Origin of the sequence: Rathayibacter sp. VKM Ac-2857 (genome assembly GCF_013205025.1) — a bacterium.
In the GTDB taxonomy this organism is placed as follows: Bacteria; Actinomycetota; Actinomycetes; order Actinomycetales; family Microbacteriaceae; genus Rathayibacter.
The window spans coordinates 511,946-534,674 of the sequence record NZ_JABMLE010000004.1 but is presented as its reverse complement, the minus strand read 5'-3'; the positions used below and the strand labels follow the sequence as shown (position 1 = coordinate 534,674).

Here is a 22,729-nt window from a genome sequence, read left to right as displayed (position 1 = left end):
TCAGGCCGTGAGCGGGACGTCCCCGGCCGCGGCCTTCTGCTCGTCGAGGAAGCGGCGGCGCTCCGAGCGGCGCTCGGCCTGCCGGGCGGGGTCCGGCACCGGCGCCGCCAGCAGCAGCGCCTGCGTGTAGGGGTGGACCGGACGGGAGGTGACCTGGTCGACGTCGCCGGACTCGACGATCTCGCCCCGGCGCATCACGGCCACGCGGTGGCTGATGCTGCGCACCACCGCGAGGTCGTGCGTGACGAAGAGGTAGGCGACGCCCGTGCGCTCCTGGATCTCGATGAAGAGGTCCAGGACCCGCGCCTGCGTCGAGAGGTCGAGCGCGCTGACGGGCTCGTCGCAGACGATGAGCTTGGGGTCGAGGCAGAGGGCCCGGGCGATGGCGATGCGCTGGCGCTGACCGCCGGAGAACTCCCGCGGGTAGCGGCCGGCCGCGTCGGCGGGCAGGTGCACCTGGTCGAGCAGTGCTGTGACGCGCGTCCCGGCGTCCTTCCTGGTGGAGCCGGAGACGAGGAGCGGCTCGGTGAGGATGTCGCTGACCGTCATCGCGGGGTTCAGCGACGTGTACGGGTCCTGGAACACCACCTGGAGGTCCCGGCTGAGACCCCGACGCGCGTTCCGGCCGATCCTCGTGATGTCCTTCCCGTCGAACCGGACGCTGCCCTCGGTGATCGGCGCGAGCCCGAGGACCGCACGGCCGAGCGTGCTCTTGCCCGATCCCGACTCGCCGACGAGGCCGACGGTCTCACCCGGGGCGATCGTCATGTCGATCCCGTGCAGGGCGCGGAAGGCGGAGCGGCGGCCCAGGCGGCCGGGGTACTCGACGACGAGGTCCTTCACCTCGAGGACGGGAGTGCCGGTGGCGCCCGGCGCGGGATTCTGCGTGGTCATGCCGGGGTTCCGTCCGTTCCGGTTGCGCGGGTCGTCGCGCCGATCGGGGTCCGCAGCGGGGCGTCCTCGAGCATCGCGGCGAGCAGCGTCTTGGTGTAGTCGTGCCGGGGAGCCGAGAAGAGGGTGTCGGCCGTCGCGGCCTCGATGATCTCGCCGGCCTGCATCACGGCGACCTTGTCGCACAGGTCGGCGACGACGCCGAAGTTGTGGGTGACGAGGAGGACGGCCATCCCGCGCTCGGCCTGGAGGCTGCGCAGCAGGTCGAGGACGTCGGCCTGCACGGTGACGTCGAGCGCGGTGGTGGGCTCGTCGGCGATGAGCAGATCGGGGTTGCAGGAGACGGCGCCGGCGATGAGGACGCGCTGCGCCATGCCTCCCGAGATCTCGTGCGGGTACGAGTGGAAGACGCGCTCGGGATCGCGGATGCCGACCCGGTCGAGCAGCTCCAGGGCGGAGGTGCGCGCGGCGCTGCTCGAGAGGCCGAGGTGGTGCCGCATCGGCTCGGTCAGCTGGAACCCGAGGCGGAACGACGGGTCGAGGTTGCTCATCGGCTCCTGCGGGATGTACCCGATGCGCTTCCCGCGGATGCTGTTCCGGGCCTGAGGCGACATCGAGAGCAGATCGAGGCCGTCGAAGGTCATCCGGTCCGCCGTCATCCGCGCCTGGCGGGGGAGCAGGCCGAGGATGGAGAAGGCGGTCTGCGACTTCCCCGATCCGGACTCGCCGACCAGGCCGAGGATCTCGCCGCGCTTCAGGGTCAGGGAGACGCCGCGGACGACCTCGGACTCGCCGCCCTCGGCGCGGGGGTAGGCGACCCGCAGTTCGGAGAGCTCCAGCAGGGAGTCGCTCGCACCGATGGCGGTGGGCACGGTGACCGGGGCGTAGGTCCGGATCGCCGCGGTCGGCGGGACGAGTGCCGCGGCCGAGCGCGAGCGCTTGGCGCGGACCGTGCCGACGTCGGACAGCGCGTCGCGCAGGCCGTTGCCGAGGATCGAGAACGCCATGACCGTCAGCACCAGCGCAGCGCTGGGCCACAGGAGCAGGATCGGTGCGTTGTAGACGTTCTGCGAGGCGTCGTTGAGCATCAGCCCCCAGCTCGCCCGGTCGCTGGAGCCGAGCCCGAGGAAGGCGATGCCGGCCTCGATGCCGATGCCCGCGCTCGCCAGCAGCGCCGCCTGGACGATGGTCGGCTTCACGACGACCGGGAGGATGTGGCGGCGGAGGATCCGGGAGTCGCGCAGCCCCGAGACCTTCGCGGCGTCGACGTACAGCTCCTCGCGGACCCCGCGGACGGAGGTGCGGACCAGCTGGTAGACCGCGGGGGCGATGAGGACCCCGAAGACGGCGAGGGCGAGGAAGGTGCTCCGGCCGACGCGGGCGAGGACGACCAGGAGCACGATGATCGCGGGTAGGGAGAGCAGGGCTCCGGCGATCCAGGAGGTGACGCCGTCGATCCAGCCGCGGTAGTAGCCGGCGGCCAGGCCGGTCGGCACGCCGATGGCGAGGGCGACGCCGACCACGATCAGGCCGCAGAGGATGCTGGTCCGCGCGCCGTAGAGCAGGCCGGCGAGGATGTCGCGTCCGGTGCCGTCGGCGCCGAGCGGGTGAGCCGCGGTGAAGGGCGGGGCGAGGACGTCCGCGAGGCGCGACTCGACCGGGTCGTACGACGTGAGCAGCGGCGCGCAGATGCCGAGGACGATGACGGCGAGGAGGAAGAGGACGGAGACGACGGCTCCGGGATCGCGCAGCAGGCGGGGGAGGAATCCGCGGCGGACGGGCCGCGGTGCGCGGCGCTGCCGGACCGGTCCGGTCGTGACGAGGCCTTCGGTCATGAGACACGCACCTTCGGGTTGAGCCAGCCCTGCGCCAGATCGACGAGGAGATTGACGAGGACGACGAGGACGACGGTCACGACCACGACTCCGAGCACGATCGGCAGGTCGCCACGGCCGGCCGCGATGTTCGCGGCTGTCCCGATGCCGGGGATGTTGAAGACCTTCTCGACGACGACCGAGCCGGAGATCGACACGATGAACATCAGCGAGAGGGTCGTGAGCGAGGGGGGAGCGGCGTTCCGCAGAGCGTGGCGGAAGAGGATGCTGCCGGAGGGCAGGCCCCGTCCCCGGAGGGTGCGGATGTAGTCGAGTCGGAGGACGTCGATCATCGAGCCCCGGACCTGGAGGGCGACGGCGGCGATGGAGCCGACGGCGAGGGCGACCACGGGGAGCACGATCGAGGCGGCCCAGCCCGAGGGACTGTTCGTGAACGAGGTGAACCCGGTGGCCGGGAGGACGCGCAGCTGGACCGCGAACAGGAAGGCGAGGATCAGCGCGACGAGGAAGTTCGGGATCGCCTGCACGAAGGTGGAGACGAGCTGCAGGCCGCGGTCGACGATCCCGCCGCGCACGGCGGCGGAGGCGCCGATCAGGGTGCCGATAAGGGCAGTGACGAGCACGGAGCCGAGGACGATCGAGAGCGTCGCGGGCAGCGCCTGCCCGAGGAGGACGGCGACCGGCTGGTTCGAGAACCAGGAGACGCCGAGGTCTCCGCGCAGGGCCGACAGCAGCCACTCGCCGTAGCGGGCGAGGACCGGCTGGTCGAGTCCGAGCTCGGCGCGCTTCGCGTCGACCTGGGCGGCCGTCGCGACGGGTCCGAGGACCTGGCGGGCGGGGTCCTGACCGGCGAGGTTCAGGAGGAAGAAGGTCGCCGAGGCGATCACGAAGAGCAGGACGAGTCCGGCGCCGACGCGGCGCAGCAGGAACATCAGCATGGGACGGCTCCAGGGTCGGAACGGAAGGGGGAGGGGGCCGGCGCCCGCGAGGGCGCCGGCCCGTCCGTCAGGACGCCGGGGCGTAGTTCCAGAGGGGGATGGAGGTCAGGTACCTCTGCGGCGTGATCGAGAGGCTCGACGAGGTCGCGTACACGTTGTTCTGCTGGGCGTAGGGGGCGTACCAGGCCTGCTCGACGATGTAGGAGTTGAGCTTCTGGAAGGTCGCGACCTGCTCGTCGCCAGTCTGCGTCTGAGCGGTCATGATCAGGTCGTTCACGGTGGCGTCGTCGGTCTTGAAGGTGTTCCAGACGGACTGCGAGGTCATGGAGAGCTGCGCGACGTCCCACGGGCGGAAGCTGTTCAGGTTGAAGATCGCGGCGGGGTACTTGGCCGAGAGCAGGTCCGAGATGAAGGTGGCGCCGTTGACGGGCTGGTACTGGGGGCGGATGCCGATGGCGGTCAGCGCCTCGGTGACGGCCGCCTGCTGCGTCGGGAAGACGACCGAGACGTCGGGCATCGGGAGGTCGAAGCCGTCCGCGTAGCCGGCCTCGGCGAGGAGCGCCTTCGCCTTGTCGACGTCGTAGGGGTAGGCGTCCTCGAGGGCGGGGTCGTACGCGGCGCTGTCGGCGCTGAACATCTGGTCCGTCGCCGTGGCCTCTCCGCCGAAGACCTGGTCGGCGAAGGCCGAGCGGTCGAACGCGTAGTTGATGGCCTGGCGCACCCGGACGTCCCCGAGCGCGGGGACCAGGGTCCCGGCGCGGTCGAAGAGGAAGAGGCCGCTCGTCGTGTAGGCCGGCGCGGAGGTGGTCTTCAGGCCCGCGGACTCGAGTCCGGCGACCTCCTTCGCGTCGACGGCGCCGGAGTCGAGCTGACCGGAGCGGAGGGAGTTGATCAGCGAGGTCGCGTCGTTGTAGACGGTCACCGTGACGGAGTCGTAGGGGTAGGCGTCCTTGTCCCAGTAGTCCTCGTTGCGGTCGTAGACGTAGGTCGTCCCCGCCTGGCTCTGGGCCTCGTCGTACTCGTAGGGGCCCGACCCGACCGGCACGGTGGCCAGCCCGGGGGTGTCGAGGACCGCCGGGCTGGCGAGCATGCCGGCGGTGCCGCCGAGGTTGCTCAGCAGCGACGGGTCCGGCGCGGTCAGGGTGATGGTGAGGTGCGTGGCGTCGACGACGTCGACGGAGGAGAGGAAGCGGAGCTGGCCGCCGGACTCTCCGGACTGGGCCCGAGCGGAGTCGAGGTTCTTCTTCACGGCGTCCGCGTCGAGGGCGGTCCCGTCGGTGAAGGTCACGTCGTCGCGAAGGGTGAGGCTGAGGACCGTGTTCGTGTCGTCGTAGCTCCACTCGGTCGCGATGTGCGCGCCGGGCTCGCCCTCGTCGTCGTTGCGGAAGAGCGAGTCGTAGACAGGCTCGAGGGCGATCGTCACCGGACCGGTCCCGAAGGCGCCGGGAGCGAAGGACTCCACGGAGGTGAGGGTGGACAGCCGGAGCGCGGCGGTCGAGCCGGAGCCGTTCCCGCCGCCCGCGTCGGCGGAGCAGGCGGACAGTGCCAGGGCGGCGATCGCGATCGTCGCGACGGCGATGGGCTTGCGCATGGTTCTCCTCGTCATTGAAGGGATGTTCTGCCCGTTCCCGCGGCACTGGGTGGCGGGTACCGCGTCGCTGTCGGGCTCAGACGGTCGGGATTCAGGGGGGCGGTGTCCGAGGACGTCCCGCGTGTGAGTCGATCTTTTACCGGGAACCGGTCTAAGTCAAGCGATTCGGTCCAACTTCTGTGCATTCGGCACAGAAGGGTCAGGCGGACAGCTCCGACCGCGCCGACACAGAGCTCAGGAGGCGGGGGAGCTGGTCCCGGGTGAAGAGCTCCTCGAGCGCGAGCTGGATCGCGCCGGTGACGCCGCCGGAGTTCTCGTCGAGGACGGGGAGCTCGACGAGGAGGTCCGCCGCCGCCGCCGGCAGGATCCGCGCCTCCAGCGCGCGACGCAGCGGCGCCAGGGCGAGATCGCCCGCGCGCGCGATCCCCCCGCCGATGATGAGCAGCTGAGGGGCGAAGAAGGCGACGACGGTCGCCATGCTGCTGCCGAGCAGGGCGGAGGTCCGCTCGAGGAGCTCGACGGCGGCCGGGTCGCCCCCCTCCGCCGCGGCGGTGACGTCGATCGGGCGCACCTCGCCGTTCGCGGCGAGGGCCCGGGCGAGCATCGGACTGCGCCCGCTCTCGGCGAGCAGGCGGCCGTCGCGGGCGATGGCCCAGCCGCTGGTGATCGCCTCGAGGCAGCCGACGCGGCCGCACCGGCAGATCACATGGCTCGCCTCGGCGACCGCCGTGTGGCCGATCGCCCCGGCGAGCCCGTGGGCCCCTCGGTAGAGCTGCCCGTCGACGATCAATGACGCGGCGCAGCCGACGCCGAACTCGAAGTAGATCGCGTTCTTCGCGGTCCTGGCGGCGGGATTGGACCGGGTCTCGGCCAGGGCCAGGAGGTTCACCCGGCTGTCGACCCAGACCGGGACGTCCCACTCGTCCTCGAGCACCGCGCGGACCGGGTGGTCCTCCCACCCGGGCAGCATCGGGACGCCCACGGTCGTGCCGGTGTCGAAGGCGACGGGACCGGCCATTCCGGCGGCGACCGCCAGCAGCTCGCCCGCCCAGTCGCGCTGCTGGAGCAGCTCGTTGGCCAGCGCCCGCACCCGGGTGAGGACCGCCTCCGGGCCGTCGGCAACGTCGATGGTCTCGTGGCGGGAGCCGAGGATGCTGCCCGTCAGGTCGGCCGCCGCGACGAAGAGGTCGTACGCCGTCACATCGATGCCGATCACGAAGCCGGCGTGCGGGTTCAGCTGCAGGCGCCGCGGCGCCCGCCCGCCGGTCGAGGGCGCGAGCCCGCCGGTGACGAGCAGCTGCGCCTCCTCGAGCTCGGTGACCCGCTCGGCCACCACGCTGCGGCCGAGGCCGACCCGATCGGTGAGCTCGCCCTGCGTCAGGGCGGGCTCGGAGCGGATCGTGGCGAGGACCGCCGCCAATCCCGTGAACCGCTCGGCAGCCATGCGGGTCCCTTCGACGATTCGACAGTGAAGACGATCCTTAGGCTATCGTCCTTTTGCGGTGACCGGACGAAGTCGCCCCTCAGCGCTGATGACAAGGAGATCACGATGGCCAGGGACTCTCAGAAGGCTCCGGACGGCGCGGTCTTCCGCGACCTCAACGGCAACGGAGTGATGGACCCCTACGAGGACGCGCGCCTCACTCCCGAGCAGCGCACCGACGATCTGCTGCCCCGGCTGTCGCTCGCCGAGAAGGCGGGCCTGCTCTTCCACACCGTGATCTCGGCGCTCCCGGCCGGTGACCACGATTCGATGGACCACTTCCTCGGCGGCACCCACCGCGAGGTCGTCGGCTCGCGGATGATCAATCACTTCAACCTCGGGCGGATCGACGACCCCGTGGAGACGGCCGCCTGGCAGAACGCGCTGCAGGAGCTGGCGGCCGAGGCTCCGCACGGCATCCCGATCACCTTCTCGAGCGACCCGCGCCACGGCTTCGCGGAGAACGAGGGGATGGCGTTTCGCGCGGGCGCGTTCTCGGAGTGGCCCGAGTTCCTCGGTCTCGCGGCCCTCGGCGACCCGGACCTGGTCCGCTCCTTCGCTGAGACGGTCCGCGAGGAGTACGTCGCCGTCGGCATCCGCGCCGCCCTGCACCCGCAGGTCGACCTGGCGACCGAGCCGCGCTGGGCCCGACAGCTGCAGACCTTCGGAGCCGACTCCCGCCTCGCCTCCGAGCTCGTCACGGCCTACCTGGCCGGGCTGCAGGGGGACGTCCTCGGCCCGGACAGCGTGGCGTGCACGACGAAGCACTTCCCCGGCGGCGGACCGCAGAAGGACGGCGAGGACCCGCACTTCCCCTACGGCCGCGAGCAGGTCTACCCCGGGGGCCGGTTCGAGGAGCACCTCGCGCCGTTCCGCGCCGCCATCGCCGCCGGCACGAGCGCGATCATGCCGTACTACGCGCTCCCCTCCAGTCTCGTCCTCGAGGGCGAGCAGGTCGAGGAGGTCGGCTTCTCCTACAACCGGCGGATCATCACCGGCCTGCTCCGCGAGGAGCTGGGCTACGACGGGGTGGTCCTCACCGACTGGGCACTCGTCACCGACATCGAGATCGGCGGCCTCGGCTGGCCCGCGAAGGCCTGGGGCGTGGAGCACCTCTCCCGGATGGAGCGGGTGCTCCGGATCCTCGAGGCGGGTGCCGACCAGTTCGGCGGCGAGGCGTCCCCCGAGCTCGTCGTCGAGCTGGTCGAGAGCGGCCGCGTCTCCGTGGACCGCCTCGACGCGTCCGTCCGTCGGCTTCTCCTGGTCAAGTTCCGGCTCGGCCTCTTCGACGACCCGTTCGTCGACGAGAGCCGTGTCGCCGACCGCGTCGGCGCGCCTGCGGCCGTCGCCGCGGGCCGTCGTGCGCAGTCCCGCTCCGTCGTCGTCCTCGAGAACGACGGAGTGCTGCCGCTGGCGCGGGGGCGGCGCCTGCACCTCGTCGGCGTCGATCCCGCCGTCGCCCGCGAGTACGGCGAGGTCGTCGACGACCCCGCCGACGCGGACCTCGCGATCGTGCGGCTCGCGGCACCGTTCGAGCCCCGGTCGCAGTACTTCCTGGAGGAGCAGACCCACCAGGGGTCGCTCGACTTCCCCGCCGAGGTCGTCGACCGGGTGCTCGGGCTCGCGGCCCGCCTGCCCGTCGTCCTCGACGTCCACCTCGACCGCGCGGCGATCCTGACGCCGTTCTCCGGCGCCGTCGCCGCCCTCACCGCGGGCTTCGGGGTCTCGGACCGCGCGCTGCTCGACGCTCTCGTCGGCGACGTCGCGGCGGAGGGCCGGCTCCCGGTCGAGCTGCCGCGGTCGATGGCGGCCGTCGAGGCGAGCCGGCCGGACGTGCCGTCCGACACGGTCGACCCTCTGTTCCGCCACGGGGCAGGACTCACCGTCGGCGGTTCGACCGCACGATGACCGACATCCGGCTGGTATTCTCACCGGTGGACCGGTGACGTCACCGGGCGGTCGCACTGCGATCCAGGCTGGAAACCTCCGTCGATGACACCGGAGACCAGCCCATGACCCTCGAACGACTCGACTTCCGCGCGCTCTCGGTGCTGACCTCGGTGGTGAGCGTGAATCTGCTCGGCATCCTCGACACGACGATCGTGACCGCCGCCATCCCCTCGGCGGCGGGGGAGCTCGGCCTGGACGACGTCGGGCGGCAGTGGGTGGTCACCGCCTACGCGCTCGCCTTCGGCGCGGCCCTCCTGATCGGCGGGCGGATCGCCGACTACTGGGGGCGCAAGCGCACCCTGGTCACGGGCGTCGCCCTCTTCTGCGCCGCCAGCGCCTGGGGAGGGGCCGCCCAGTCCGGACTCGAGTTCGTTCTCGCGCGCGCCACCCAGGGCGTGGGGGCGGCCCTGATGGCGCCGGCCGCCCTCTCGATCGTCACGCTGGCCTTTCCGACCGGGCGGGTCCGCGCGATCGCGTTCGGGATCCTCGGGGGAGTGGCCTCCAGCGGAGCCGCCCTCGGACTGATCCTGGGCGGGCTCCTCACCGAGACGGTCGGCTGGCGGTGGTGCCTGCTGATCAACGTGCCGGTCGGGGTGCTGGCGATCCTGCTCGCGCTCACCACTCTCGAGGAGAGCCGCGTCAGCGGACGCCGCAGCTACGACATCGCCGGAGCGCTCCTGATCGCCGCCGGGCTCTCGCTCACCGTCTTCGGGCTGACCGGACTCGGGGGAGGGCGACCGGAGCCCCTGACGGTCGCCGCCCTCGCCGCCGGCGTCCTCCTGCTCGCGGCGTTCGTGCTCGTGGAGAGGCGGGTCGACTCGCCGGTCCTGCCCCTCGGCATCCTGCTCGACCGGTCCCGCGGCGGCGCGCTGCTCATCCAGATCTGCGCCGGGACCGTCATGGCCGCGGTCTCGCTCTACGCGACGCTGCACCTCCAGCAGGTGCTCGAGGTCGGGCCGCTGCTGTCCGGACTGGCGATGCTGCCGCTCGCCCTGGGCATCGCGGCGGGCATCCCGGTCTTCGTCCGCGCCAGCACCCGCCTCGGCCTGCGCCTGACCCTCGTCGTCGCCTCGGCGGTCGCCGCTCCCGGGGTGCTCCTCCTCGCGACGATCACCGTCGGAGGCTCCTACTGGACGCAGCTGCTCCCCGGCCTCGCGCTGATGGGCGCCGGCATGTCGGGCGTGTTCATCGCCGCGCAGAACCTCGCCCTGCTCGGCGTCCGGCCCGACGAAGCGGGTGCCGCCAGCGCCGCGTCGCAGGCCGCGTCCCAGGTCGGCGGCGCGCTCGGCCTCGCGCTGATCACGAACCTGTTCCTCGCCGTCTCCGGTGCGGCCGGCACGGCGCCCGACCTGGTCCGCGGGTTCGCCGGCGTCTTCGTCGCCTGCGCCGGCGTCATGGCCGCCGCCGCGCTGATCGGGGTGCTCCTCATCCGCCGCGGCGACACCTCGCCGGCGCGCCCCCGCGACCCCCTGCTGGTCGAGTAGCGCGGCGCGCGCCCCAGGCACGGGAAGGAGCGCAACGCGCCCCATGCTGGTCGAGTAGCGCGCAGCGCGCCCCATGCTGGTCGAGTAGCGCGCAGCGCGCCCCATGCTGGTCGAGTAGCGCGCAGCGCGTATCGAGACCCACGTACCGACGACGGTGGATCTCGATACGCCCTCTCCGAGGGCTACTCGATCAGCAAGGGGAGGACGCCCTCGATCGGCAGGGGCCGGACGCACGGGAGCGCCGCACCCACCCTCCAGGCCGGTGCGGCGCTCCCGCGGTCTATGGGGCGGCGCGTCAGCCGCGACCCTGCACCTTGTAGGGGTTGAGCAGCGCGTCCTTGATCTCGTCGGGGACGCCCTCCTCCGTGGCGCTCGGGCCGTCGGCCGGAGGGAAGGACTCCGTCATCGACATCGGCATGGCGCTGTTGCGGTAGAAGTTGTTCGAGCCGAGCGAGGGCTTCCAGGTGTTCGGCGTCCAGTCCGGCACGTAGTTGCGGTAGCCGCCGGTGTTCATCTCGATGCGCAGCGTCGACGGGTCGCGGAAGTAGAGGAAGTTCTGCTCGCCGATGCCGTGGATCGAGGGGCCGTACTCCATCGGCACGCCGTTCTCCATCAGGATGTCGGCGGCCTGCAGCAGGTCCTCGCGCTGGTCGACCCAGAAGGCGTAGTGGTTGACGCGGCCGGGGCGCGAGGAGCCGTCGAGGACGACGCCGAGGTCGTGCGACTTCTCGTTGGTGGTGAGCACCGAGAAGACCGAGATCGGCGCCTCGTCGAGCACGGTGCGCGCCATGATCCGGAAGCCGAGCACGTCGTTGTACCACTTCGCGAAGCCGTCGACGTCGCGCGCGGCGATGGTGACGTGGTCGAGCTGACGCGGCGCGCCGAGGTGCCGGCTGCGGCGCGACGGGCGGTCCGGGTAGATCGAGCCGGCGTCGCCCTCGGCGTGGAAGTGCTCGACGTCCCAGTGCAGGGTCATCGAGTGGCCGTAGGGGCCGACGAAGCGGTAGGCGCGGCCGATGCCGGCGCCCTCGAACCACTCGCCCGCCGAGCCGGCCTCCTCGATGCGGCGCGCCGCCTCCTCGAGGGCCTCGGCGCTGGAGGTGCGCCACGCCATGGTCTCGAGCGAGGGCTCGTCGCCGGCGACGATCACCACGCTGTAGCGGTAGTAGTCGCCCCAGCAGCGCAGGTAGACGGCGTCGTCGGTGCGGTCGACGACGGTGAGGCCGACCTGCTCCTCGTAGAAGCGCACGCTGGCCTCGACGTCGGGGGCGGTGATCGTCACGAACGAGAGGTGGGAGAGCAGCTTGATCATCGTTGATCCTTTCCGGGGACTCGGGCGGCCTGAGCGAGCCGCGCTCCCCACTCTCGCCAGTGCCGCAGCATCCGGGAACCTGATCTTCCCTATCGTCAGCATCAGTGCGAGTGATGCCCGTGGGCATCCACCGCATGGATGCACGGCATCGTGGAATCGTTCTGGCGGATCCCTCCGTCCGAGGTCAGAGTGAGGGAGCGGTGACGACGCCGCTGGACCGGAAGGACCGTCACCGATGACGCTGCGACCCGAGGACGCCCTCGTCCGATTCGGACTGGTGCGCTACCGCCCGACCGACAGCACTGCCCCCGCCACCGCCGACCTCGGCGTCCTGTCCGAGGGCCGCGTGCACCGCGTCGACCTCGCGCAGCTCGGCGCCGCCGACGTCAACGACGTCTTCGCCCGCTGGGCCGAGCTCGAACAGGCGGTCCGCGCGATCCCCGCCCACTCCGAGGGCCTCGCCCTCGACGAGGTCGAGCTGCTCGCCCCGGTCGCGCCGCGCCAGCTGCTGCAGACCGGCGCCAACTACCGCACGCACGTGATCGGCCTGGTCGTCGGCCACCGCTCGCCGGACGACCCGCGCCCCGTCGAGCAGGTCCGTGAGGAGGCCGCCGCGATGATGGACGCCCGCGCCGCGCACGGCGAGCCCTACTTCTTCATCGGCCTGCCGCAGACCGTGGTCGCCGCCGACTCCGACCTGGTGCTGCCCGCCGCGAGCGAGCGCCACGACTGGGAGCTCGAGCTGGCCGTGATCATCGGCACCCCGGCCTTCCACGTCGCCCCCGAGGACGCGCTCGACCACGTCTGGGGCTACACGATCGTCAACGACGTGAGCACCCGCGACCTGATCTTCCGCAAGGACATGCCCGAGATCGGCACCGACTGGTTCCGCGCGAAGAACTCGCCCGGCTTCAACCCGACCGGCCCGTTCGCGGTGCCCGCGTCGGAGTTCGGCGACGGCCTGTTCGAGCTGCGCCTCGACGTCAACGGCGAGACGATGCAGGACGCCGACACCGGCGACCTCCTCTTCGACATCCCCCGCCTGATCTCCGCCGCCTCCCAGACGATCCCGCTGCTGCCCGGCGACCTGCTGCTCACCGGCAGCCCGGCCGGCAACGGCCAGGCCCGCGGGATCTTCCTGAAGGCCGGCGACCGCCTCGAGGGCTCGATCACGGGCCTCGGCACCCAGCGCTTCACCTGCGTGGCGGAGCAGCGATGACGGCGCCGCAGACCGCGCAGACGCCGCCCACCCGCGACCCCGCCGCCCTCGACCGCGGCGACCCCGCCGCCGAGGTCGCCCGCTCCGCCGAGGCGCACCGCAACTGGGGCCGCTGGGGCGAGGACGACCGGATCGGCACCGCCAACCTGATCACCGACGAGCGCCGCCTCGCCGCGGCCCGCCTGGTCACCCGCGGCGCCGCGTTCAGCCTCGCCCAGCGCTTCGACTCCGAGGGCCCGCAGAACGGCTGGCGCCGGCGCACCAACCCGGTGCACACCATGCTCGACACGGGCCTGGACGCCGAGTTCGGCGACCAGGGCTTCCCGCACGGCATCGGCGGTGCGGACGACGTGGTCGCCATGCCGCTGCAGGCGTCCACCCAGTGGGACGGCCTCGGCCACATCTTCGACCGCGGCAAGGCCTGGAACGGCCGCGCGGCCGGGAAGGTCGTCACCAGCGAGGGCGACCGGATGACCGGGATCGAGCACGTCAGCGCGCTCCTCAACGGCCGCGGCGTGCTGCTCGACGTCGGCAGCGCTATCGGCGAGGGCGGCGAGCTGCCCGACGGCTACGGCATCACGATCGAGGACCTCGAGCGCACCATCGCGGCGCAGGGTCCGAGCTCGGCCGTCGGCGAGGGCGACCTGCTGCTCGTCCGCACCGGCCGCCTGGCCCGCGCCCGGCGCGAGGGCTGGAACGGCTACGCGGGCGGCCCGAGCGCCGGCCTCTCCTTCACCACCGCCGGCTGGCTGCGCGAGCGCGACGTCGCCGCGGTCGCCACCGACACCTGGGGCTTCGAGGTCCGGCCGAACGAGTTCGACGAGGCCTTCCAGCCGCTGCACCAGGTCGCCATCCCGAACATGGGCCTCACCATCGGCGAGATGTGGGACCTCGACGCGCTCGCGGCCGACTGCCGCGCGGACGGCGTCTGGGAGTTCCTCCTCGTCGCCGCCCCCATCCCGTTCACGGGCGCCGTCGGGGCACCGGTCAATCCGATCGCCCTGAAGTAACCCCCTCTTCTCCCGGCGCCCGTCGCCGCCACCTCCCCGCATCACCCTCACTGAAGGAGCCGGCCATGCCCGCACTCTCCTCCGTCGGCATCGTCGGGGCCGGCTTCGCCGGTCTCGCCGCCGCGATCCTCCTGCGCGAGGGAGGGGTCGCCGTCGACCTCCTCGACTCGCGCGACGGCCTCTCCGACATCGGCTCGGGCATCACCATCCAGGGCAACGCCTGCCGCACCCTCGCCCGCCTGGGCGTCTGGGACGAGGTGCTCCAGCGCTCCTACCCCGCCGACGTGCTCGGTCTGCGCGCCCCCGACCCGCAGGCGACCGTCGTCGCGATGATCCCGGACGCGAAGACCGGCGGCCCCGACTTCCCCGCGACGATCGGCATGTACCGGCCGGAGCTGGCCCGCATCCTGCTCGCCCGTGCGGAGGAGCTCGGTGCCCGGGTCCGCTGGTCGACCCGGGTGGACGCGCTCGACGACCACGGCGACGCCGTCTCGCTGCACTCCACCGTCGGGGGCGAGCGCGTCACCGACCGCTACGACCTCGTGATCGGCGCCGACGGCCTGCACTCCGCGGTCCGCTCGATGATCGGCATCGAGACCACACCGCAGCGCAACGGCATGGGTATCTGGCGCGCCTTCGTGCCGCGCCCCGCCGAGGTCACCCACACGGACCTCGTCTACGGCGGCCCCTGCTACATCGCCGGCTACTGCCCGACCAGCGAGGACCGGATGTACGCGTACCTCGTCGAGGACGCGCAGGAGCGGCAGCTGCTCTCGCCCGAGGAGCAGGTCGTCACGATGAAGCAGCTCGCGCAGGCCTACCACGGCCCCTGGGACGAGGTGCGGGACAGCATCGACGACGACTCCCGGGTCAACTACACCTGGTTCACCAGCCACCTGATCGACGGCCCGTGGAACCGCGGCCGCGTGATCGTCATCGGCGACGCCGCGCACAGCTGCCCGCCCACCGTCGCCCAGGGCGCCGCGATGGCGCTCGAGGACGCGCTCGTGCTCTCGGAGCTGCTGCTCGGCGCCGACACGATCGACGAGGCGGTCTTCGCCGCGTTCACGGACCGTCGCCTCGACCGCGCCCGCCAGGTCGTCGAGGCCTCGGTGCAGCTCTGCGACTGGCTGTTCGCGCACGACCGCGGAGCCGACGTCCCCGGGCTGATGCGCCGCGTCGCCGCCGTCGTGGGGCAGCCGGCATGAGCGTCGTCGACGTCCACGCCCACGTCCTGCTGCCCGGGCTGCAGGGCGCCGTCTCCGCGCGCGACCCCGAGGGCATCGCCGCCGCGCAGGCCCTCGACGCGCGCCGTCAGGGTCCGGAGTCGCTGGCCGTCTCCGGCGGGATGATCCGCTCGCGGTTCGAGCGCCTCACCGTGCTCGAGCGCCGCCTCGCCGACATGGACGAGGCCGGCGTCGACGTGCAGATCGTCTCGCCGTCGCCCTCGCACTACTACCCCTGGGCCGGCGCGGAGCTGGCCGCCTGGTCGGCGCGCGAGGCGAACCGCCTGGTCGCCGAGCTGGTCGCCCAAGCGCCCACGCGGCTCCGAGGCCTCGGCCTGGTCGCCGCGCAGCACCCCGAGCTCTGCGTCGAGCTGCTGGACGACGCCCTCGCGCAGGGCCTCGCCGGCGTCGAGATCTCGTCGACCGCGAACGGCGTGGAGCTGTCGGACCCGCGGCTCGACCCGTTCTGGGCTCGCGCGGCCGAGACCGGCGCCGTGCTGTTCCTGCACCCCTTCGGCTGCACCCTCGACGAGCGGATCGACCAGCACTACCTCTCCAACATCGTCGGCCAGCCCGCCGAGAACGCGATCGCGCTGTCGCACCTGATCTTCGGCGGAGTCCTCGACCGCTTCCCGGAGCTGCGGATCGTCGCCGCGCACGCCGGCGGCTACCTGCCCACCTCGATCGGCCGCAGCGACCACGGCTGGCGTGTGCGCCCGGAGGCCCGCTCGTGCGAGCACCCGCCGTCGAGCTATCTGCGGCGGCTGTGGTTCGACTCGCTGACCCACTCGGCGTCGCAGCTGCGCGCCCTCGTCGAGGTCGCCGGGGCGGACCGGGTGCTGCTCGGCTCGGACTACCCGTTCGACATGGGGGTCGAGGATCCGGTCGGGGCGGTGCGCGAGGCGCTGGACTCCGCTGCACTGGAGGCCGTGCTGGGCGAGAACGCGGCCGCGCTCTTCGGCGTCGAGGCGGTGGCGCCGTGAGGCTCGCGCGCTGGGTCGTGGCCGACGGAACACCGGCGGAGGGGCTCGTGGTCGAGGACCGCGTCGTCCCGTTCGTCGACGGACTGACCGTGCTGGAGGTGCTGCGCGCCGGACTGCCGGAGGCGCTGCGCCGCGGTGACGCGCTGGTGTCCGGGGCGGGGGAGGAGCTGTCGGCCGTGCGCCTGCGCACCCCGCTCGACCCGCCGAGCATCCGCGACTTCGTGGCCTTCGAGGAGCACGTCGAGGGCGTCGTCCGCAGCGTGGACTCCTCGGAGGGCGTGGTGCCCGAGTGGTACGAGGCGCCGACCTTCTACTTCACCAACCCGCACACCGTCCTCGCGACCGGCGAGGAGCTCGTGCCTCCCGCGTCGGAGCGCCTCGACTTCGAGCTCGAGGTCGCCGCCGTGATCGGCGGGACGGGGCCTTCCCGCTCGCTCGACGCGGCCGCGGCCCACGAGCGGATCTTCGGCTACGCCGTCTTCAACGACTGGTCCGCGCGCGACATCCAGTCGCGCGAGATGAAGGTGCGGCTGGGGCCGTGCAAGGGGAAGGACTTCGGGAGCACGCTCGGCCCGTGGATCACGACCGCGGACGAGGTGGCGGAGCGGCACGACTCCGACGGGTTCCTGGACCTCGTGATGACCGTCTCCGTCAACGGAGTCGAGATCGGCCGGGACACGCTCGCGGACATGGGCTGGCCCTTCGCGGAGCTGGTGGCGTACGCGTCCCGCGACTCGCGGCTGGTAGCGGGGGACGTGCTCGGGTCGGGCACGGCCGGCACCGGTTGCTTGGCGGAGCTGTGGGGGCGGGCCGGAGGCCTGACGCCTCCGCCGCTGACGGCGGGCGACGAGGTCACGATGACGGTCGACGGCCTGGGCACGATCTCGACCGTGGTCGGGACTCCGCGGCCAGTGCCGCCGCTCGTGCGCGCCCGGCCCCGCCCTGGCTCCCCGGCCGCGAGAGCCCGCCAGAGCTGACCCGCGCCTCCGCTCCTCGGCGCCCATCTATTGAACACTCTTCATTACCGACCGGGCGCCATAAGCAGACGGATTCTCAATTATCGAGCATCGATTCTTCGCCGTTCGAGCTTGGGTGGAGCAGTAGGCCGCGCGATGAATGCCGTCTCGGTGTCGAAAGGCCCTCGGACGGCTCGGGCCGGCGAAGCCTTCGGTCGGAGTTCGGCTCGAAAGGAAGTGCGACGGCTATCCTCGGGCTATAGGAGTAGGGGCTGAACGCTTGAAAGTCTCGTTCCGAGAACTCGAAATTTGGCCGCCTCGGACTGATCTTCGAAAAGATACCGAGGCCGACGACGCTGGCTCTCTAGCACACCTAAGTTCGTTCGCCTCGGGTAGTGCCGCCAGCGACAGGTCTTATATTACTTAATCTTCTTCGCTTTCGCCATCGAGATGCGCTTTGAAGTGAACCCCCGACTCCCCGGAATGAGCTGGTGAGTAATTTGAGCTATCGATGACGAATTCTGTGGGCCATTTGTAACCACGGCGTTTTGACCGGCTGGGTTTATCCTCTCGTCGAAAAAGTGACGCGATGACTCTCGCGACGCCCGTTGCCAGAACCATCGTTGACAGTACCGCCCATGGAGCCCAAAATCCAAGCGTCTGGAGGTGAACAAACGCCATTTTCGGTAAGCCAGTAACATTCACATCCGTCGACGCGGATTGGATGAGACTTCCGATCGGCTGAATGGCTAAGACAAACGCCAGAACGGTAGCCGCCAGAGTAACCCACCACGCGCGGGTAGCTGCTCGTTCAGCACTAAGGACGCCGTATGCAGAGGCCGAAAGATCCAGTGCTACTTCGATGGTGCGCCGGATATCAGATGCGCCAAGGTCCTCGAGTACATGCCGAGCAATGTCGCGCGCTTCTCCGAACCGAAGATCCCTTTGTCGAAGTTCAGAAAAGAGTTCGATCGCGTCCCTGTTGCGCAGGCGAAGCTCGCTTGCTCGCAGAGGCCCGTTCGTCACCTTCTGCTCCAGTGAATGGAGACGCATGTAAAGCAGTAAGGCATGCTCGAAAACTAATACGGTGTCCAATTCGGAGATACTTTTTGGAGCTTCACCCTCCCACTTCATATACACGGCAGAACCCATGTTGGCGAAGAGGGAGTGATCGCGGCCGAGGGACAAGTCGACGGGTAGCGGCATCTCAGGGGATATCTGGCGGTCAATCGATCCGCGCATTGAAAGGCGCAAGAGATCGTCCCGGTGCTTGACTTTCCATGCTTCGGGTTTGCAACACGGGCTGGATTGAATGATGGATACTGGATAATTCACAAAATGGACAGCGTTGCCTCGGACGCAAGCGAGAATTGCCGACAGGTGAATCTCAAGCAATTCTGTAACCGATGCTCGGGAGGTGTGAACGATCTCTCCGAGAGGTTCATTCGCATCGAGCTCCCCCGCCGAGAAGTCGGCCCGCTCCATCCATTCCGTATGCCGCAGAAGCGGCTTCGCCATCTTGGATTGCGTGAAAAGCTTCTCGCCCCCCCCACGACATGGCTAAAGCTTGGCGAACGTTCAGTCCGCCTGTTGCGCTGATAGTTAGGTCGATCTGTGCCATCCCGGAACGATGTAATAACAGCCTAGGTTCAAAAACGACGTGATGAATTTCATCTGAATCAGGCAATTGAAAATCATGATAACTTTCACGTAGCATGAGTCGAACATAGGTATCGCCGTCGATGCTGGACCGGCTGAAGAGATCAGAATCGCGCTGACGAATCGCAACGGACACTACCTGCCGATCGAGATAAGCCTCTTCTGCTTCTGCGAGTAAGGCGGAAATTCTTTGATCCGCTTCTACGTCCGCTTCGTCATCGAGATCCTCTGATCTCTTGTCAGCTAACGATTCTAAATTCCCCTCTGAAGATTCACGTCCCGCAGTGTCCTTATAATGATTTTTATCGCCGAACGTGATTTTGATACTCGGAACTATATGGCGAACAAAAAAGACTGGGTGACTAATAGCAAGTCGAGCGAGGCTTAGCCAATTTTGGTTGGCTTTGAAGCGGTTGAATGCTGGAATCAAGCGAGCTTGATACCAGTTCGCCCTTAGCTGCAGGATTCCAAGTTTCGGAGATGAAGTGGAAAGCAAGAGGATCGCGACAATCGAATTGCTGGCAGTGGCTTTTTTCTGCAGGGCTTTCATCCGGCGAACTCGGCGTAATTGCCAAGCATTTTTACGAAGCCGGTCCGATACTCGGATAGCGGACTCTGATGGCCACGCTGCAGAGATGGCAATATCTGCATTTAATAGCGCACGGGACCAACGCGTCAAATCGACACTTCCAGCCATGCTTGCCGTAAGTACGAAGTGCGTGGAAATCGAATTGAATAGTAACTGATGGTCCACTCGCGTAGCGGCTCGAGCAATGGTCCTGAACATGTGCTTCACTTCACGTCACCTATTCGTTCGTATCGAACTTGCACATTCAGAGTTAATTCTCCAGGAGGCACGTCTGCGGAGACTCCGTTGCTTCGATGCGTGCACTTGAAGCTCGGGAGGGGCTACGTCACCTGACAATGAAGGATTTCTCCCCGTCGACGCTCCGCCCGTGCCGCCGGAACTGCTGCCGCATCCACTGGTGCCCCGGGTCGTCGTTGTGCATCGGGTGCCACCACAGCGCTCCCGACAGTCGCAGCGCGTCGAACGGGAGCGGCAGCACCCGCAAATCGCCGGCCGCCAGCATCCGGTCCGCCAGCCGCTTCTGCACGATGCCGATGCGGTCGGTCCCCACGATGAAGTACGGCAGCGCCAGAAATCCCTCGACCACCACGTCCACGCGCGGCTCGATCCCGATCGTCTCCAGCTGCCGGGACGCCGCCGTGAACGCGCTCCGCGTCTTGTAGGTGAACACCCACGGCAGCCGGTGCAGGTCCTCCAGGGTCAGCGCCTCGCCGACGGTGTCGTTGCCCGCCCAGACCACGGCCAGCCAGTCGTCCTCGTAGAGGTCCATCGAGGGCAGGTCGCTCGCGAAGCCGCGGGGGAGGAGCATCCCGTCGACGTTGCGGAGGGTGTTCATCGGGTCCTCGACGATCGCCGGGTTGTGCAGGGCGAAGCGGAAGCGGACGTGCGGGGCGCTCTCGCGGACGGCGAGGGAGACCCGGCTGCCGACGATGGCGAACGCGTAATCGGAGCCGTAGAGGCTGAACTCGCGCGAGGAGGTCGCGGGGTCGAAGAGGGCCGCGGTCGAGAAGACCGAGCGGGTGGCCTCGAGGGCCGAGCTGGTCTGGTCGATCAGGCGGATCGCGAGCGGGGTCAGCCGGTAGGTGTTGCCGACGCGGGTGAGGATCTCATCGTCGAAGTGGATCCGCAGCCGCGCGAGCGAGGCGCTCACCGCCGGCTGGCTGAGGCCCAGGCTCTGAGCGGCGCGGGTGACGCTGCGCTCGGAGAGCAGCGCGTCGAGCACGACCAGCAGGTTCATGTCGGGGCGCGGACTCATCCGGCCGGTGCTCACGCTCGCACGTCCGTCGCCAATGATCGGGTGCTCACGGTTCCTCCTCGGCGGCGCATCGATGCGCCGCCCACCACGGTAGCGCGGCGTCCGTGCGGGGCGTCGCGCCGATCCCGAGGACGCGACGAGGTGAGCGACACGACAGCGGAGGCGGACGTGCGCATCCACCGGGCGGAAGCGCGGCATCACCGATCGCGTCTTCGCAGGCGCCCTCCGCGTGACGAGGATGAGGGGAGCCCAGCTCGACCGGAGGATCGCCGATGATCACCACCCACCCCCGCCGCGCCGTCGTGGTCGGTTACGCCCGCACCCCGTTCGCCCGCTACCTCGGCCGCTTCGCCGCACTGCCGGCGACCGCCCTCGGGGCGCACGCCGTCTCGGCCGCGCTCGAGCGCTCCGGCGTCGCGCCCGAGGACGTCGAGATCGTGCTGATGGGCCAGGTGCTGCAGGCCGGCGCCGGGCAGAACCCGGCGCGGCAGACCGCCCGGGGCGCGGGGATCCCGCTGCACGTGCCGGCGATGACGCTCAACGCCGTCTGCCTCTCCGGGGCGGAGGCGGTGGCCGATGCCGCGCGCCGGATCGTGCTCGGCGAGGTCGACGTCGCGGTCGCCGGCGGGCAGGAGTCGATGTCGCTCGCCCCGCACGTCTGGCCGGGCTCGCGGCAGGGCCGCCGCTTCGGCGAGGTGACGATGCTCGACACGATGGAGCACGACGGCCTGAGCGACGCGTTCGAGCACCGCTCGATGGGCGCCTCGACGGAGGAGGAGAACGGCCGGCTCGGTCTCGGCCGCGCCGAGCAGGACGCGTTCGCCGCCGCCTCGCACGCCAGGGCCGCTGCCGCTGCGGACCTGCTGGCCGAGGAGATCGCGCCGGTCACGACCCGGGGGCGCGACGCCTCCGTGGTCGTGGCCGACGACGGGGTCCGTCCCGAGACCACCGCGGAGCGCCTCGCGGCCCTCCGCCCTGCCTTCGCCGCCGACGGCACGATCACGGCCGGCAACTCCTCGCAGATCACCGACGGCGCCGCCGCGCTCGTGCTGATGGAGGAGGGGGAGGCGCAGCGCCGCGGACTCCGCCCGATCGCCCGGATCGAGGCGGCCGCGATGGTCGCCGGGCCGGGGCTGACCCTGCACTCGCAGCCCTCGGCCGCGATCCTCCGGGCGCTGGAGCGGACGCCGTGGGGCGCCGCGGACCTCGCCGCGGTCGAGATCAACGAGGCGTTCGCGGCGGTCGCCGTGCAGTCGACCGCCGACCTCGGCGTCGACCCGGCGATCGTGAATCCGCACGGGGGAGCGATCGCGCTCGGCCACCCGATCGGGGCGTCCGGGGCACGGATCGTCGGCCACCTCGCCCGGCGGCTCGCAGCACTAGGCCCGGGCTCGGTCGGCGCCGCGGGCATCTGCGGCGGCGGCGGGCAGGGCTCGGCGCTCGTCCTCTCCGCGGTGGGCTGAGCCGTGACCGCGCCGATCTCGGTCGCGGCCCGGCTGCTCTCTATCCTCGACGTCTTCGCGCAGCCCGATGCGCGCGCCTCGCTCGGCCTGTCCGAGATCGCCCAGCGCGCGGAGCTGCCGGTGTCGACCACGCACCGGATGCTCGCCGAGCTGGTCGAGTGGGGCGGGCTGGTCCGCCGCGACGACGGCCGATACACCCTCGGCCTGCGGCTCTGGGAGCTGGGGACGCGGGTGCCGGCGACCCGCTCGCTGCGGGCGATCGCGCTGCCGTTCCTCGAGGACCTCTACGAGGCGACGCACCAGCACGTGCACCTCGCGGTGCTCGACGGGGCGGAGGCGCTCTACATCGAGAAGCTGTCGGCGCACCGGGCCGTGCCGGTGGTGTCGAGCGTCGGGGCACGGCTGCCGCTGTACTGCACCGGCGTCGGGTTGGTGCTGCTCGCGCACGCGCCCGCCGACGATCTGGACGCGTACGTCGCGCGCGATCTGCCGCGCTTCCTGCCGCGGACGGTCACCTCGGCGGAGGTTCTGCGGCGACGGTTGGCGGAGATCCGGCTGAGCGGCATCGCGCACTCGTCGGAGGAGATGACGGCGGGAACGAGCTCGATCGCGGCGCCGGTGCGCGACCGGGCCTCGCGGGTGGTCGCCGCGCTGTCGATCGTCACGGGCTCGGAGCCGCGGCAGGGCGACCTGCTCGAGCGCGAGGTGCGCGCCGCGGCAGCGGGCGTGAGCCGGGCGCTGGGGTACCGCCGCTCGGTGGTCGCGTGAGCGGCCCTCCTCCCCAGGCGGACGATCGCCGGTCCTTTCCACTGGATGGAAGTCGGGCCCCCCGAGGCCGGGTCCGTCCGGAGCATGGTGGTGTCCCTGTCACCGTCGCGAGGAACC

At 70.6% G+C, this 22,729-nt stretch carries 18 protein-coding genes; 9 read left to right on the top strand and 9 right to left on the bottom strand.

Going from position 1 to position 22,729, the window contains the following annotated elements; all coding sequences use genetic code 11:
* From HQQ86_RS19415 to HQQ86_RS19395, 5 genes are all read right to left on the bottom strand, one after another.
* Complete coding sequence (locus tag HQQ86_RS19415) at positions 1–894, bottom strand: ATP-binding cassette domain-containing protein (RefSeq protein WP_173290142.1); 894 nt, start codon at positions 892–894, stop codon at positions 1–3.
* A complete protein-coding gene (locus HQQ86_RS19410; RefSeq protein ID WP_173290140.1) occupies positions 891–2,726 on the bottom strand; it encodes a dipeptide/oligopeptide/nickel ABC transporter permease/ATP-binding protein in 1,836 nt (611 codons plus the stop codon). The genes HQQ86_RS19415 and HQQ86_RS19410 overlap by 4 nt, the downstream gene beginning before the upstream one ends.
* The gene (locus HQQ86_RS19405) at positions 2,723–3,664 is read right to left on the bottom strand and encodes an ABC transporter permease (RefSeq protein WP_173290138.1); all 942 of its coding nucleotides are present in this window, start codon (positions 3,662–3,664) and stop codon (positions 2,723–2,725) included. Before HQQ86_RS19405 ends, HQQ86_RS19410 begins: the two co-directional genes overlap by 4 nt.
* A 67-nt stretch (positions 3,665–3,731) precedes the next feature.
* A complete protein-coding gene (locus HQQ86_RS19400; protein WP_173290136.1) occupies positions 3,732–5,255 on the bottom strand; it encodes an ABC transporter substrate-binding protein in 1,524 nt (507 codons plus the stop codon).
* A gap of 199 nt (positions 5,256–5,454) precedes the next feature.
* Positions 5,455–6,699 carry an ROK family transcriptional regulator gene (locus tag HQQ86_RS19395; RefSeq protein ID WP_173290134.1) on the bottom strand — a complete coding sequence of 415 codons (1,245 nt, stop codon included), beginning with the start codon at positions 6,697–6,699 and terminating at the stop codon, positions 5,455–5,457.
* Positions 6,700–6,804: 105 nt separating this feature from the next.
* Between HQQ86_RS19395 and HQQ86_RS19390 the strand changes: the two genes are divergently transcribed.
* Positions 6,805–8,646 carry a glycoside hydrolase family 3 protein gene (locus HQQ86_RS19390; RefSeq protein WP_173290132.1) on the top strand — a complete coding sequence of 614 codons (1,842 nt, stop codon included), beginning with the start codon at positions 6,805–6,807 and terminating at the stop codon, positions 8,644–8,646.
* Positions 8,647–8,750: 104 nt separating this feature from the next.
* Positions 8,751–10,172 (top strand): MFS transporter, encoded by a 1,422-nt coding sequence (locus tag HQQ86_RS19385; RefSeq protein WP_173290130.1) that lies wholly within the window; start codon positions 8,751–8,753, stop codon positions 10,170–10,172.
* Between the two features lie 295 nt (positions 10,173–10,467).
* Here the strand turns inward: HQQ86_RS19385 and HQQ86_RS19380 are convergent, their stop codons facing one another.
* On the bottom strand, positions 10,468–11,484 hold the full coding sequence (locus HQQ86_RS19380) for a VOC family protein (protein ID WP_173290128.1): 1,017 nt from the start codon (positions 11,482–11,484) through the stop codon (positions 10,468–10,470).
* 235 nt (positions 11,485–11,719) lie between these two features.
* On the opposite strand from HQQ86_RS19380, the gene HQQ86_RS19375 reads away from it, so the two are divergent.
* The 5 genes from HQQ86_RS19375 (at position 11,720) to HQQ86_RS19355 (ending at position 16,899) form a co-directional block, all read left to right on the top strand.
* Entirely contained in the window at positions 11,720–12,703 is a 984-nt protein-coding gene (locus tag HQQ86_RS19375; RefSeq protein WP_173290126.1) for a fumarylacetoacetate hydrolase family protein, read from the top strand.
* Positions 12,700–13,713, top strand: a complete 1,014-nt coding sequence (locus HQQ86_RS19370) for a cyclase family protein (protein ID WP_173290124.1) — start codon at positions 12,700–12,702, stop codon at positions 13,711–13,713. Before HQQ86_RS19375 ends, HQQ86_RS19370 begins: the two co-directional genes overlap by 4 nt.
* Before the next feature lie 65 nt (positions 13,714–13,778).
* The gene (locus HQQ86_RS19365; RefSeq protein ID WP_173290122.1) at positions 13,779–14,921 is read left to right on the top strand and encodes an FAD-dependent monooxygenase; all 1,143 of its coding nucleotides are present in this window, start codon (positions 13,779–13,781) and stop codon (positions 14,919–14,921) included.
* The gene (locus HQQ86_RS19360; RefSeq protein ID WP_173290120.1) at positions 14,918–15,922 is read left to right on the top strand and encodes an amidohydrolase family protein; all 1,005 of its coding nucleotides are present in this window, start codon (positions 14,918–14,920) and stop codon (positions 15,920–15,922) included. Before HQQ86_RS19365 ends, HQQ86_RS19360 begins: the two co-directional genes overlap by 4 nt.
* Positions 15,919–16,899: a fumarylacetoacetate hydrolase family protein gene (locus HQQ86_RS19355; RefSeq protein WP_173290119.1), complete on the top strand. Its 981-nt coding sequence runs from the start codon at positions 15,919–15,921 to the stop codon at positions 16,897–16,899. The genes HQQ86_RS19360 and HQQ86_RS19355 overlap by 4 nt, the downstream gene beginning before the upstream one ends.
* 402 nt (positions 16,900–17,301) lie before the next feature.
* Here HQQ86_RS19355 and HQQ86_RS19350 read toward each other — a convergent pair whose 3' ends face one another.
* From HQQ86_RS19350 to HQQ86_RS19340, 3 genes are all read right to left on the bottom strand, one after another.
* Positions 17,302–18,396 carry a hypothetical protein gene (locus HQQ86_RS19350; protein WP_173290118.1) on the bottom strand — a complete coding sequence of 365 codons (1,095 nt, stop codon included), beginning with the start codon at positions 18,394–18,396 and terminating at the stop codon, positions 17,302–17,304.
* Positions 18,320–19,333: a hypothetical protein gene (locus tag HQQ86_RS19345; protein ID WP_173290116.1), complete on the bottom strand. Its 1,014-nt coding sequence runs from the start codon at positions 19,331–19,333 to the stop codon at positions 18,320–18,322. The genes HQQ86_RS19350 and HQQ86_RS19345 overlap by 77 nt, the downstream gene beginning before the upstream one ends.
* Before the next feature lie 118 nt (positions 19,334–19,451).
* Positions 19,452–20,381: a LysR family transcriptional regulator gene (locus HQQ86_RS19340; protein ID WP_173290114.1), complete on the bottom strand. Its 930-nt coding sequence runs from the start codon at positions 20,379–20,381 to the stop codon at positions 19,452–19,454.
* A 272-nt stretch (positions 20,382–20,653) separates the two neighbouring features.
* On the opposite strand from HQQ86_RS19340, the gene HQQ86_RS19335 reads away from it, so the two are divergent.
* Together HQQ86_RS19335 and HQQ86_RS19330 are read left to right on the top strand one after the other, a co-directional pair.
* Positions 20,654–21,844 carry an acetyl-CoA C-acyltransferase gene (locus HQQ86_RS19335; protein ID WP_173290112.1) on the top strand — a complete coding sequence of 397 codons (1,191 nt, stop codon included), beginning with the start codon at positions 20,654–20,656 and terminating at the stop codon, positions 21,842–21,844.
* 3 nt (positions 21,845–21,847) lie between these two features.
* Entirely contained in the window at positions 21,848–22,612 is a 765-nt protein-coding gene (locus HQQ86_RS19330) for an IclR family transcriptional regulator (protein ID WP_173290110.1), read from the top strand.
* The last annotated feature ends 117 nt before the right edge of the window (positions 22,613–22,729 follow it).

Excerpts from the sequence above, each read along its gene's own strand:
- HQQ86_RS19415 (WP_173290142.1), bottom strand. The coding sequence starts at position 894 with ATGACCACGCAGAATCCCGCGCCGGGCGCCACCGGCACTCCCGTCCTC.
- HQQ86_RS19410 (WP_173290140.1), bottom strand. The coding sequence starts at position 2,726 with ATGACCGAAGGCCTCGTCACGACCGGACCGGTCCGGCAGCGCCGCGCA.
- HQQ86_RS19405 (WP_173290138.1), bottom strand. The coding sequence starts at position 3,664 with ATGCTGATGTTCCTGCTGCGCCGCGTCGGCGCCGGACTCGTCCTGCTC.
- HQQ86_RS19400 (WP_173290136.1), bottom strand. The coding sequence starts at position 5,255 with ATGCGCAAGCCCATCGCCGTCGCGACGATCGCGATCGCCGCCCTGGCA.
- HQQ86_RS19395 (WP_173290134.1), bottom strand. The coding sequence starts at position 6,699 with ATGGCTGCCGAGCGGTTCACGGGATTGGCGGCGGTCCTCGCCACGATC.
- HQQ86_RS19390 (WP_173290132.1), top strand. The coding sequence starts at position 6,805 with ATGGCCAGGGACTCTCAGAAGGCTCCGGACGGCGCGGTCTTCCGCGAC.
- HQQ86_RS19385 (WP_173290130.1), top strand. The coding sequence starts at position 8,751 with ATGACCCTCGAACGACTCGACTTCCGCGCGCTCTCGGTGCTGACCTCG.
- HQQ86_RS19380 (WP_173290128.1), bottom strand. The coding sequence starts at position 11,484 with ATGATCAAGCTGCTCTCCCACCTCTCGTTCGTGACGATCACCGCCCCC.
- HQQ86_RS19375 (WP_173290126.1), top strand. The coding sequence starts at position 11,720 with ATGACGCTGCGACCCGAGGACGCCCTCGTCCGATTCGGACTGGTGCGC.
- HQQ86_RS19370 (WP_173290124.1), top strand. The coding sequence starts at position 12,700 with ATGACGGCGCCGCAGACCGCGCAGACGCCGCCCACCCGCGACCCCGCC.
- HQQ86_RS19365 (WP_173290122.1), top strand. The coding sequence starts at position 13,779 with ATGCCCGCACTCTCCTCCGTCGGCATCGTCGGGGCCGGCTTCGCCGGT.
- HQQ86_RS19360 (WP_173290120.1), top strand. The coding sequence starts at position 14,918 with ATGAGCGTCGTCGACGTCCACGCCCACGTCCTGCTGCCCGGGCTGCAG.
- HQQ86_RS19350 (WP_173290118.1), bottom strand. The coding sequence starts at position 18,396 with ATGGCGAAGCCGCTTCTGCGGCATACGGAATGGATGGAGCGGGCCGAC.
- HQQ86_RS19340 (WP_173290114.1), bottom strand. The coding sequence starts at position 20,381 with ATGAGTCCGCGCCCCGACATGAACCTGCTGGTCGTGCTCGACGCGCTG.
- HQQ86_RS19335 (WP_173290112.1), top strand. The coding sequence starts at position 20,654 with ATGATCACCACCCACCCCCGCCGCGCCGTCGTGGTCGGTTACGCCCGC.